This is a genomic window from Candidatus Dormiibacterota bacterium (assembly GCA_036495095.1).
In the GTDB taxonomy this organism is placed as follows: Bacteria; Chloroflexota; Dormibacteria; order Aeolococcales; family Aeolococcaceae; genus CF-96.
Genome location: DASXNK010000120.1, coordinates 1 through 11,628, shown reverse-complemented (window position 1 = coordinate 11,628; position 11,628 = coordinate 1). Strand labels below are relative to the sequence as shown.

The 11,628-nt window shown below is 77.8% G+C and carries 10 protein-coding genes, 1 tRNA gene and 1 pseudogene; 2 read left to right on the top strand and 10 right to left on the bottom strand.

The features are described from left to right. The 4 genes from VGL20_13125 to VGL20_13110 all read right to left on the bottom strand — a co-directional run. A partial coding sequence (locus VGL20_13125) for a hypothetical protein (protein HEY2704624.1) occupies nucleotides 1-259 on the bottom strand: 259 nt, incomplete at its 3' end. Between the two features lie 32 nt (nucleotides 260-291). Further along, a complete protein-coding gene (locus tag VGL20_13120; protein HEY2704623.1) occupies nucleotides 292-1,089 on the bottom strand; it encodes a glutamine amidotransferase in 798 nt (265 codons plus the stop codon). Next, nucleotides 1,086-2,480 carry a MurT ligase domain-containing protein gene (locus VGL20_13115; GenBank protein HEY2704622.1) on the bottom strand — a complete coding sequence of 465 codons (1,395 nt, stop codon included), beginning with the start codon at nucleotides 2,478-2,480 and terminating at the stop codon, nucleotides 1,086-1,088. The genes VGL20_13120 and VGL20_13115 overlap by 4 nt, the downstream gene beginning before the upstream one ends. After that, complete coding sequence (locus tag VGL20_13110; protein HEY2704621.1) at nucleotides 2,477-3,364, bottom strand: 4-(cytidine 5'-diphospho)-2-C-methyl-D-erythritol kinase; 888 nt, start codon at nucleotides 3,362-3,364, stop codon at nucleotides 2,477-2,479. Before VGL20_13110 ends, VGL20_13115 begins: the two co-directional genes overlap by 4 nt. Before the next feature lie 124 nt (nucleotides 3,365-3,488). Here VGL20_13110 and rpsT point away from each other — a divergent pair. Next, nucleotides 3,489-3,779, top strand: a pseudogene (gene rpsT, locus VGL20_13105) (30S ribosomal protein S20). 211 nt (nucleotides 3,780-3,990) lie between these two features. Here the strand turns inward: rpsT and holA are convergent. From holA to VGL20_13080, 5 genes are all read right to left on the bottom strand, one after another. After that, nucleotides 3,991-4,995 carry a DNA polymerase III subunit delta gene (gene holA, locus VGL20_13100; GenBank protein HEY2704620.1) on the bottom strand — a complete coding sequence of 335 codons (1,005 nt, stop codon included), beginning with the start codon at nucleotides 4,993-4,995 and terminating at the stop codon, nucleotides 3,991-3,993. Then, nucleotides 4,995-7,049 carry an ATP-dependent DNA helicase RecQ gene (locus tag VGL20_13095; GenBank protein ID HEY2704619.1) on the bottom strand — a complete coding sequence of 685 codons (2,055 nt, stop codon included), beginning with the start codon at nucleotides 7,047-7,049 and terminating at the stop codon, nucleotides 4,995-4,997. The genes holA and VGL20_13095 overlap by 1 nt, the downstream gene beginning before the upstream one ends. 37 nt (nucleotides 7,050-7,086) lie before the next feature. Next, nucleotides 7,087-9,375 (bottom strand): ComEC/Rec2 family competence protein, encoded by a 2,289-nt coding sequence (locus VGL20_13090; GenBank protein HEY2704618.1) that lies wholly within the window; start codon nucleotides 9,373-9,375, stop codon nucleotides 7,087-7,089. After that, complete coding sequence (locus VGL20_13085; GenBank protein HEY2704617.1) at nucleotides 9,372-9,914, bottom strand: SLBB domain-containing protein; 543 nt, start codon at nucleotides 9,912-9,914, stop codon at nucleotides 9,372-9,374. Before VGL20_13085 ends, VGL20_13090 begins: the two co-directional genes overlap by 4 nt. Nucleotides 9,915-10,034: 120 nt before the next feature. Then, nucleotides 10,035-10,601, bottom strand: a complete 567-nt coding sequence (locus VGL20_13080) for a hypothetical protein (GenBank protein HEY2704616.1) — start codon at nucleotides 10,599-10,601, stop codon at nucleotides 10,035-10,037. A 250-nt stretch (nucleotides 10,602-10,851) separates the two neighbouring features. Between VGL20_13080 and VGL20_13075 the strand changes: the two genes are divergently transcribed. Then, nucleotides 10,852-10,927: transfer RNA gene (locus VGL20_13075), tRNA-Ala, on the top strand. 22 nt (nucleotides 10,928-10,949) lie between these two features. Here VGL20_13075 and VGL20_13070 read toward each other — a convergent pair. Beyond that, nucleotides 10,950-11,570, bottom strand: a complete 621-nt coding sequence (locus VGL20_13070; GenBank protein HEY2704615.1) for a hypothetical protein — start codon at nucleotides 11,568-11,570, stop codon at nucleotides 10,950-10,952. Nucleotides 11,571-11,628 lie beyond the last annotated feature (58 nt).

Here is an 11,628-nt window from a genome sequence, read left to right as displayed (position 1 = left end):
GCCCGGGGTAGAGGCGCCGCTCCTCGCGGCGGCCGTCCGGATACTCGAGGCGGAGCAGCCCGCAGCGCTCGCAGTGCCACGCCGTGATCGGCAGCCCGCCGACCACCGGGCCGTAGTACATGGTGGTGCGGCGCGGCCCCTCGGGGCCCTTGGCGCCCTGGTAGGGGGCGAACTCGTGAGCCATCACCCCCACCACGGGGGCGGGGTGGTCGCACTCCTCGGGAGTGGGCGGCGACAGGGTGACCTCAGCCTGCGACATCGGACGCGATTGTACCGGCCCGGAGACGCGACTCAGGGGCGCCGGGCGGCACGGGGTCGCGCCACCGGTCCCCTCCCCCGCTCGGCGAGGGCGATCTCGGTGGCGCGGGCGTGGGCGGCGGCCTCGAGCACGTCGTCGAGCGGGGCGAGCTCGGCGGGGGTGTCGCGGCCCTCGCGGTGGGCGAGGGCGGCGGCCAGCAGCCAGTCGGCGAGCGCCGGGTTCTTGGGGAGCAGCGAGCCGTGGAGGTAGGTCCCCACCAGCCGGCCGGCGACCACGCCCTCGCCGCCGTCCTCGCCGTTGTTGCCGCCGCCGACGACCACCCGGCCGAGGGGCCGCAGCCCGGGGCCGAGGAGGGTCCGGCCACCGTGGTTCTCGAAGCCCACCAGGGTGGCCTGGGCCAGCCCCATCGAGGGCTCGGCGTCGACCAGCACGTTGCCGATCCAGCGGTCGTCGCCGGCGCGGCTGCGCAGGTCGAGCAGGCCCAGGCCCTCGAGCACCCGGCCCTCGGCGTCGACATAGTCGTGGCCGAGCAGCTGGTAGCCGCCGCAGACCGCGAGCACCGCCACCCCGGAGGCGACCGCCCGCTCCAGCGAGCCCCGCTTGTGCTCGGCGAAGTCGGCGAAGATGCCGCTCTGGTCGCGGTCCTGCCCGCCCCCCATGAAGAGGAGGTCGCAGGACTCGAGGTCGGCGGGGCCGCCCTCGATGGGCACCACCTCGACCTCGATCCCCCGCCACTCGGCGCGGCGCCGGAGGCTGCAGATGTTCCCGATGTCGCCGTAGATGGTCATCGCGTGGGGGTACAGGTGGCCGAGACGCAGCCGGCGGCTCACCTCGCCTCCTCCCAGAAGGCGCCGACCGCGCCGGCGCGCTGGGCGACGGCGCGGAGCTCGAGCATCGCGGTGTACGTGGGCACCACCATCACCTCGTCGCCGGGCTCGGCGCGGCCCGCGGCCAGGCGCAGCGCCGCCGCGGGGTCGGGCTCGACCGTCACCTGCTCCGCGGCCAGGCCGGCGTACTTCAGGCGCACCGCCAGGTCGTGGGCGCGCCGCCCCGAGGCGATCACGTGCGGCCGCAGCGGCGAGCGGGCGAGCCGCTCGAAGTCGACGTCCCAGAGCCAGGAGACGTCGCGGCCGTCGGCGACCAGGTCGTTGATCGCGATCAGGTAGGTGCGCGCGTGGCCGAGCTCGTCGGCGGTGCGCAGCACCACGTCGAGCCCGGCGGGGTTCTTGGCGAGGAGGATGCGCAGCTCGCGGCCGTGCAGCTGCAGCCGCTCCATCCGCCCGAAGCGGGGGCGGAAGCCCGCGACCGCGGCGGCCACGGTGGCGGGGCTCACCCCGAGGCTGATCGCCGCGGCGTGAGCGGCGACGAGGTTGTAGGCGTTGTAGACGCCGCCCACCGCGGCGCCCAGCTCGGTGCCGTCGTCGAGCTCGAGCCGCTGGCTGTCGAGCCCGGTGGCGGCGATCCGCCGCACCGCGACCGCCGGGCGCGGCCGGGCGAAGTCGCAGCGGGTGCAGCGGTAGCTGCCGCAGTGGGCCAGAACCACCCGGTCGAAGTGCAGCGGGGCGGCGCAGCGCGGGCAGGTGCGGGCGTCGGCGGCGTGGGGGACGCCGTCGAGGAGCTGCTCGTCGGCGTCGATCCCGATGTAGACCACCCCGGGCAGCCCCTCGCACTGCGCCACCACCAGGGGGTCGTCGGCGTTGGCGACGATCTGCGCGTCCGGCGGCAGGCGGCGCAGCCCCTCACCGATGCGGCGCGCGGTGGTGGCCAGCTCGCCGGAGCGGTCGAGCTGGTCGCGGAGCAGGTTGAGCACCACCACCAGCCGGGGCCGCAGCGCGATCACGGCGCGCTCCAGGGAGAGCTCGTCGACCTCGAAGACGGCGCGGTCGGTGCGGGCGCCGCCGAGCGGACGGGCCTGGGCCACCGCGGCCGCCACCAGGCCGAAGACGAGGTTGGCGCCGCTCGCGTTGGTGAGCACCCGCTCGCCGGCGGCCTCGAGCACCGCGGCGATCAGCCCGGTGGTGGTGGTCTTGCCGTTGGTGCCGGTGACCAGCACGCTGCCCCGGGGAAGGGTGGCGCCGAGCTTGGCGAGCACCTCGGGGTCGATGGCGAGGGCGACGTCACCGGGGATCGTCGTGCCCCCGCCCCGGCCCAGCCCGCGGCTCGCGGTGGCGGCGAGCTTGCCGGCGAGCACGGCGGCGCCGAGCCGGGGGTCGGGCCTCATCTCGCGTCGATGCCGGGGTGCGCCGCCACGGTGCGGCAGGGGCGCGCGGGGAACCCGGCGACGGTGGCCGCGGCGGCGAGCGCGCCGGCGGCGGCGGCGGAGCCGGCGAGGGCGAAGGCGGCGCCCCCGGTGCCGGTGAGGTGCCAGTCGCCCGCGACCCGGGCGCGCAGCTCGGCGAGCCGCTCGCCCAGCCGCGGGCTGGCCCGGCGGGCGGCGGGCTCGAGAGCGCTGCCGCAGTCGCCGCCGGCGGGAGGCAGCCCCGCGGCCAGGCGCTCGGCGACCCGGGCGGCACGGCCGTCGCCGCGGCGCTCGGCCTCGTCGAGCGCGGCGTAGGCGGCCGCCGTCGCCGACGCGCCGGCGACGGCGACGGCGAGGTGGAGCGCCGGGGATGGCAGCCGCCGCAGCCGCTCGCCCCGCCCGGTGGCGAGCACCGCCCCGCCGGCGAGCGCGGCGGGGACGTCGCTGCCGAGCGCGGCGGCGGCGGCGCCGACCTCGCCGGCGGGCAGGGGCAGCCCCCGGCGGCGGAGCAGGGTCGCGCCGGCACGGAGCACCGCGGCGGCGTCCGCGGAGCCGCCCCCCATCCCGGCGGCGATCGGCAGCCGCTTCTCCAGCCAGAGGTCGGCGTCGAGCCCGCCGCCGGCCAGCTCCACCAGCGCCAGGGCGGCGCGCACCGCGAGGTTCTCCGGCCCCTCGGGCACCCCCTCCGCCGCCGGCCCGCCGAGCCGCAGCCACACCTCGCCCGAGCCCGGGCGCAGGCGCAGCCCGACCAGGTCGTGCCAGTCGAGGGCGACGATCACGGTGGCGACGTCGTGGTAGCCGTCGGCGCGGCGGCCGGTGACCTCCAGGGCGAGGTTGACCTTGGCGGCCGCGGGCACGACGATCACGTCCGCGACGGTAGCGGGAGCGGGCCCGCGGGCGTCGCCGCGGGGACTCGTCGCGAGACCCCTGCTATACTCCCGCGGCCGGTCGCGCACCTGCCGACGCGCGCCCTGACCATTGAGGAGTCCCGTGGCCAATTCCGCCTCCGCGCGCAAGCGGATCCGTTCCAATGAGCGCAAGCACGTCCGCAACCGGGCGGTCCGCTCGGCGGTCCGGACCAGCATCACCAAGGCGCGCCGCGCCCTGCTCGGCACCGTCCCCGCGCCGGAGACCCAGGAGCAGGTGCTGGCCGCGGTCCGGGCTCTCGACCGCGCCGCGGAGAAGGGCATCCTCCATCGCAACAACGCCGACCGCCGCAAGTCGCGGCTGATGGCCATGGCCCACAAGCTGACCACCGCCGCCGCGTCCGGCGACGAGGCCGCCGCCCGCGCCACCGCGATCGGCGGGGAGAAGGGCAGGGCGCGCGCCCGGGGCAAGTCCGCGGCCAAGCCGGCCGCGAGCAAGGCCGCCGCGAGCAAGGCCGCCGCCGCCAAGGCGCCGGCACGCTCCGGCACCCGCGCCGCGGCTGGGAGCAAGACCACCAAGTCCTGAGCGACCGCCGCCCGGCCCGGTGGTGACCCCGAGGTGAGGGTCACCGCCGCCGCCCACCCGCGACGAGCTCTCCGCAGGCGCGCAGGGCGAAGCTGCGCAGCCCCGAGGCGTCGTCGAGCTCGCCCGCCTTGACCCCCGCGTCGAGGCGCTGCAGCTCGCGGAGCCAGTCGACGAGCAGGTCCGGGCTCACCCGGCCCGCCCACCGCGCCAGCCGCTCGGCCCGCCAGGGGGGCAGCCCCAGCCGGCCCGCCACCGCCGCGGCGCCCCCACCCCCGGAGAGCACCTCCGCCGCCGCCAGCACCTCGCGGAGCTGGCCCGCGACCACCGACAGCAGGTACAGGGGTGCGACCCCGTCGTCGATCATCGCGTCGAGGGCGGCGGCCCCGCGGACGTGAGGCGGGGTCAGCAGCCGGTCGACGATGTCCCAGGCGGCGAGCTGCTCGAGCCCGCCGGCGAGGGTGCGGACCTGGTCGAGGGTGGGGACGGCCCCGTCGCCGGAGTGGGCGGCGAGCTTGTCGAGCTCGTTCTCCACCCGCCCGAGGTCGGCGCCGACCACCAGCAGGAGGTGGTCGACGGCCCCGCGGGGCAGGCGCAGCCGCCGCTCCGCCACCCGGCGCTCGACCCAGGCGCGCAGCTCGCGGCCGCGCGGCTGCGGATGCTCGGAGATCCGCCCGCGCAGCCGCTGCACCATCTTGAGCACCGGGTTGGCGGCACTGACCTTGGTGTGCGCGACCAGGCAGACCGAGGTGGTCGGCGCCCGGGTCTCGAGGGCGCCGGCCAGCACCTCGGCGCTGTCGGCCCCGCGCCGCGGCCGCTCCGAGAGCTGGGGAGGGTCGCGGACCAGGAGGTGGCGGCGGGCATCGAGGAAGGGCACCTCGATGAGGCTCCGGCGCAGCCCGTCGAGGCGCGACGGGGCGTCGATCACCTCGACGCTGAAGTCGCTGGCGCTGGCGGCGCGGGCGGCGGCCAGCCAGGCGCGTGCCTCGCGGTCGACGAGAAAGCGCTCCTCGCCGTGGACCAGCAGCAGCTCGGCGGGGGCGGCCATCAGGGTGCCTCCGCCAGCGAGGCGACCACTCCGAGCACCTCGCCGGCATACAGCGCGAGCTTCTTCTCGCCCACCCCGGGCACCTCCCGCAGCTCGTCGGGGGTCGAGGGGCGGCGCCGGGCGATCTCGGCCAGGGTGCTGTTCGGGAAGATGATGTAGGCGGGCAGGTCGCGCTCGCGGGACACCTCGGAGCGCCAGCGGCGCAGCCGTTCGAAGACCGCCTGGGCGCCGGGGTCGAGCTCCTCGGTGTCGGCGCCGGACCGGCCGCTGGTTGCGGCGGGGCGGCGGCCCGGCCGGGGATCGGCGATCTCCAGCACGCGGTCACCGCGCATCGCCTCGACCCCCTGCGGGGTGATGTCGACGGTCGGGTAGGGGACGCCGGCGACCCGGAGCGCCCCGGCGTCGGCGAGCCGCCGCAGCAGCTCGGCCACGTCCGCCTCGCGCCAGCCGCGCAGCGCCCCGAAGGTGGGGATCGAGGAGGCGCCGGCGAGGTCGCGGCTCTGCGAGCCGACCAGCACCCGGGCGAGCTTCACCAGGCCCACCCGCCCGCGAAGGCGGGCGGCGGCGCTCAGCGCCTGGCGGACAGGGGTGGCGTCGAGGAGCGGCCCGGTGACGGCGGCGCCGGCGCCGGTGCAGACGTCGCAGCGGTCGCCGCACTCCACCGCGGCCGCCTCCTCCCCGAAGTACCTGACCACGTCGAGGTGACGGCACTGGCGCCCCGCGAGGTAGTCCATGAACCGCTGGAAGCGCGCCTCCGCCGCCCGGCGGTGCCTGGCCACCCGAGCGTTGACGTCGCGCAGCCTCTGGGCCGCCTCCGGCAGCGCCACCCCTCCCTGGATGACCCCGGCGTCCCGGAGCAGCTCGCGGACGGCGTCGCCGGCGCGGTCGGGCAGCGCCCGCACCAGGGGATCGCGCGAGATCACCCGCCGCCAGGCGCCGGGGTCGTATCCCTCCTCCAGCAGCGAGCGGTGGACCGCGCCCACGGTGGCCGCGTCGGGGTGGGCGGTCTCGATGAAGAACTCGGGGAGCCGGCGGTCGGCGGAGGCGTGGACGACCACGCAGCTGGCCGGCAGCCCGTCCCGCCCCGCCCGGCCCGCCTGCTGGTAGTACTCCTCGAGCGACAGGGGCAGGCCGGCGTGGATGACCTGGCGGACGGTGGCGATGTCCACTCCCATGCCGAAGGCGCTGGTGGTGACCGCGACCCGCACCGCGCCGGTGGCGAAGCGCTCCTGGGCGAGGGTGCGCTCCTCGGCGCTGAGCTCGGCGTGGTAGAGCATCGTGGGGTGACGGGCCTGGAGCCGGGTCGCGAGGATCGCCGCCCGGGCCCGAGTGCCGGCATAGACGATGGTGTGGCCGTCGCCGGGGTCGACCAGCTGCTCGATGCGCTCGAGCTTGGCCTTCTCGTCGCGCACCCGCTCGGCGGCGAGGTGGAGGTTGGGCCGGGCGAAGCCGTGGACCGCCTCGAACGGCTCGCGCAGCCCCAGCCGCTGGGCGACGTCGGAGCGCACCTCGGCGGTGGCGGTGGCGGTGCAGGCGACCAGCTGGATCGGGGCGAGGGCGGCGGCGACCTCGCCGATGCGCAGGTAGTCGGGGCGGAAGTCGTGGCCCCACTCGGAGATGCAGTGGGCCTCGTCGACGACGATCCGGGCGGGCCGGCGCTCGGCGAGCATGGCGCGCAGGTCGGCGCGCACCAGCCGCTCGGGGGCGACATAGAGCAGCCGCAGGGTGCCCCCGCGGTAGGCGCGCTCGATCCGCCGCTGCTCGGCGGCGTCGAGGTTGGAGTGCAGCGCCGCCGCCTCGACGCCGAGCTGCAGCAGGGCGTCGATCTGGTCCTTCATCAGCGCGATCAGCGGTGAGACCACCACCGTCGGCGCCTCGGAGAGCACCGCGGGCAGCTGGTAGCAGAGCGACTTGCCGCCGCCGGTGGGCATCACCACCATGGCGTCGCGACCGTCGCGCACGGCCTCGACCACCTCGCGCTGGCCGGCCCGGAAGTGGTCGTGCCCGAAGTGGAGGCGAAGCCCGTCGAGGAGTTGGTCGGCAGCCAGCGCCATCCCTCGCATTAAAGGTGGTCTCCGCGGCCGTCCGTGGTCACGACGGCTCCAGGCCGCCGGGGCCGCCCACGTACTCGAGGCTGCCGTCGATCGCGGTGGAGCGCACCCCCGCCCCCGGCGCCGAGGGGAGCCGTGGCGCCCGTGCGCTGGGGACGGCGAGCAGCCGGGGATGGGCGGCGGCGAGCAGAGCCGGTGCGACCGCGCCGCGCGCCGGGGCGACCAGCAGCTCGGCGGCGAGCGAGCCGCCCGCGACCGCGGCGAGCTCGTCCTGCCCGGGCGGCGGCAGCGCCCCGAGGACGAGCGCGACGCCGCCGCCGCCGGCCACCTGCACGGCGCCGGTGACCGGGCCCCGGTCCGGAGGTGTGGGGACGAGCAGCCGCCACACCGTGCCGTGCCAGCTCCACGGCCGGCCGGCGGGCATCCGCACCACGGTGGCGCCGCCGGCGCGCAGCCCGTCGACCGCCTGCTCGGCGCCCCGGCCCAGCGGCGCCGCGGGCACCACCACCGCACCGGCGCGGTAGCCTCCGGGGAGGCCGGCGAGCCCGGCAACGGTGGTGCGGTCGCCGCCGCTGAGCACCACCAGGTCGAGGCTGCGGGTGAGCGGCGGCAGGGCGTGCCCGAGGGCGCCGAGCAGCCGGGTCGGGTCGGAGCCGCCGTCGACCAGGGCGGTGGCGCCGTCGCCGGCGCGCACCAGCGTGGCCTCCGACCCGCCGGTGTCGAGCACCACGAGGTGCAGGCGACCGTCGGGGCCGGAGAGCAGCAGCAGGGTGGCCGCCGCCACCACCACCGCGGCGGCGGCGGCGGCCAGCCGGGCCTGGGTGCGGCTCGGAGATGTGATCGTCGCGGGCAGGCGCAGCCGGAGCGCCGCCACCAGCCCCAGACCGCCGGCGCCGAGGCCGGCGAGCAGCGCCCAGGTCCAGGCCCGGGGCCAGGCGCCGAGGTGGAGCGCCGAGCCGGGCATCGCCGCGACGGCGCGCGCGACCAGGCCGATGCCGCTGATCAGCAGGCCGGCGGCGGCGAGCGGCGCCCAGCCCAGCGCCGGCACTGCCGTCGCCACCGCCGCGCCCGCCCAGCCGAGGACGACGAGGAGCGGGACCGCGGGGATCACCAGCGCGTTGGCGAGGGGGGCGGCGAGCGCGAGCACCCCGAAGGTGGAGGCCATCACCGGGACGGTGGCCGCCTGGGCGGCGACGGTGACCGCGAAGGGCTCGGCCAGCCAGCGCGGCCCCGGCAGCCGCGCGGTCAGCGGCCCGGCCAACAGCAGGATGCCGAGGGTGCCGAGGAACGAGAGCTGGAAGCCGGGGTCGGCACAGAGCCCGGGATCGGCGGCGAGCAGCAGCGCCGCGGTGGCGGCGAGCAGCGCCAGCGGCTGGAGCCGCCGGCCGGTGCCGTGGACCAGGAGTGCGGCGCCCGCCATCAGGGCGCTGCGCAGCGCCGCCGCCCCGCCCCCGGCGATGGCGACGTAGAGGGCGACCGCCGGCCCGATCAGGAGCAGCCGGCGCCGTGGCCCGAGGGAGAGCCCGGCGGCCAGCCGGGTGAGCAGGCCGATCACGATCGCGACCTTCAACCCGGAGGTCGCGACCAGATGGACGAGGCCGGCGTCGCGGAGCGCGGCGGCGGTGTCCGGGGGGAGGGTGCCGTGGATGCCGAAGGCGATCTCCAGGAGCAGGGTGGCGGTCACCGGGGGCAGCGCCGCGCCGACGGTGGCGGCGATGCGGCCGCGCAGCGCGGCGAGCGCGCGGGCCGGGCCGGGCCGGCCGTGGGCGAGGCGGACCAGGCGGGGGGAGACCGCCACCGCGGCCACCCCGTCGCGCTGCAGCGCGGCCGCCGAGGTGGGCCCGGAACGCTCACCGGGGAGCCGCAGCGCCGCGGCCTCGAGGCGGACCCGGTCGCCGGCGGCGAGATCCGGGTGGCCGGGCAGGGCGGCGAGCACCCCGCCGCCGACCCGCCCCTCGCCACCGGCGCCGGCCAGCCGCTCGGCGTCGACGGTGACGAGCGCCTCGGCGCGGTGGCCCACCGGCGCATCCCGGACCGTCCCCACCAGCACCACCGCGCCCGCGGCGATGGGCAGGCGGGTCGCAGCCGGCGCCTCGGTGCCACGGACCATTCCCGCCGCCGCGGCGAGGAGGGCGACGGCGGCCAGCGCCCACGCCCGCGGCCGCCGCGTGGTCAGCGCCGCGGTCACCCCGGCGCCGCCGCCGGCGAGCGCGGTCGCCGGTGGCACGACGGCGGGCAGGGCGCCGACCGCGGCGAGCGACACCCCGGTGGCGAGGGCGCCGGCGACGAGCACCGCGGGGAGCGCGCCCTCCCCCACCGCGGGGCTCACCGCCGCACCAGCAGGTGGGGGCGGAGCGCGGCGACGGTGGCGGCGTCGACCCCGAGCCGGGTGCGCAGCTCGGAGACCGCGGCGAACGGCCCCCACCGGGCGCGGGACTCGACGATCGCCGCGGCGAGGCCGGCGGGCATCGCCGGCAGGTCGCGCAGCTCGTCGACCGACGCGGTGTTGAGGTCGAGCCGCGCCCCGGCGGCGGACCCGGCGGTGCGGCGGAAGGGGACGTTCACCTGGCGGCCGTCGTGCACCGGTGCGGCGAGGTCGGGGAGCCGCCCCGGATCGGCGTCGGCGGTGATCCCCCCGGCGGCTGCGACCGCGTCGGCCACCCGGGCTCCGCCGCTGAGCCGGTAGAGCCCGGGGTGGGTGACGGCGCCGCTGACGTGCACCAGCGCCGCGGCCGCGGCGGGGACGTCGAGCGGCTCGCCGAGGGCTGCCGGCGCCGCCACCGGCACCGCCCCCGAGCCACCTCCGGCGCGGAGGAGCACCGCGGCGACGGCGAGCAGGGCGGCCAGCCCGGCCACCGCCGCCGCCACCCCCCATCGTCGTGGTCCTGCTGTAGCGAACATACGAGTTTGTATACTAGCGACAGCTCAGGCGCGGTGCAACCACCGGCCGTTCTGCGGGTCAGCGCAGCGGGGACACCTGGATCCTGGTCAGACCCGGTAGCGGCGCTGGCCGTCCTCTCCGACGACGGTCTGGGCACCGGCACGCTCGGCGAGGAAGCGCACCGCCCGCCCCGACACCGGGACGCCGTTGCGGGTGATCTCGGCGGCGATCTCGGCCGCGGTGGCCTCGCCGCCGATCTTGGCGATCACCGCGTGGACCACCTGGGGCGTCACCCCCTCGGGGGTGGCACGGCCGCGGGTCCTGCGCACCCGCGGCGCCGCCGCGCGCACCCCGGCGCGACGCACCCCGCGCCGCGCCGGCTCGGGCTCGGCGGCTCCGGCGCGGCGCCGGCCACCCCGCCGCCCCGCGGTGCCGGCGTCGCCGAGCGCCCTGCTGGCGCGCTCGAGCATGGACACGGCGTCGCGCAGCTCGGCGCGCAGCCCCTCGTTGTCGGCGCGAAGCGCCTCGATCTCCGCCACCAGCGTCTCGATCTGGCCGACCATCCGCTCGGCGGTCTGGACCAGCACCGAGCCCTGGGTGGCGTCACGCCGACTGCGGGTGGTGGTGGTCCGCGGGGTGCGAGGCGTGGCCGTGGTCGAACGCGTGCGAGCCATGTGCGTACAAGCCCCTCATGGAGCGCGCGGGAAGATGGTCTCTGGTCGCGTCAGCGCGCGCGCATTGGACGCAGGCGGCCACGGCGATTGTCTCCCATCGGTCGAGGCGTTTGCAAACAGTGTGTTGCGGAGCGCCAAAGGCTCCGTCCACTGCATCCGCCCCGCCGTCCGGGGGGCGGGGCGGCCCCGGCGCCCGCCGCGCATCACGGGGGGTGACGCGGGCGCCGCCGGCGTCGGTATCATCCGGGGCGGGGCCATAGCTCAGCTGGGAGAGCGCTTGCATGGCATGCAAGAGGTCGGGGGTTCGAGCCCCCCTGGCTCCACCACCGGAGCCGGGCGCCGCCGGTCCTACTTCCAGGCCCAGGTGCTGAGCACGGTGTCGAGCGCCGGCCCGTACGAGGGCGCGAGCGTCGGCTTCGTCCCCAGGGTGAGCACGTACACCACCTGGGCGTGGCGGAACACGGCCACCTTGGTGTAGCCAGGCGTCCCCTTGTAGACGTCCTGGAAGGCGAGCACCACCCCGTCCTCCCCGGCGACCTTGATGTGGGTCTTCGGCTGCACCGCCTGGGGGCTCGCCGACCCGGTGGGCAGGGTGACAACCCGTGCGACGAAGTCGTCGAGGCTCTCCTGGAGGGTCGCCGCGGGGAAGATCGAGTTGGGGTACTCGAGGATGATGATCGCGGCGTCGCGCGGCGGCGAGTCGACCTCGGTCTGCCGCACCGTCGCCGACTGGGGACCGCCCGAGCTGGGGGTCGCGGTCGGCTTGACCGACCAGTCCACCGGGATCGCGGCGGTGAATGTATCGCCGTTCAGGCGCGAGCCCGGCTGCAGGGCGCCGGGGGCGACCGAGGGCGGGGGGGTGCTGGGCGGAGGGGTGCTGACCGACGCGTCACCGCCGCAGGCCGCGAGCGCGGCTCCCGCGCCGAGCAGGACGGAGATCAGGGCGGGTCGCCGGAGGAGATCGCTCACGCCCGGGAAGTATGCCCCGACAAAGTCGTCGGGCGGGGGCCCCGTGGCCCCCCCCCCC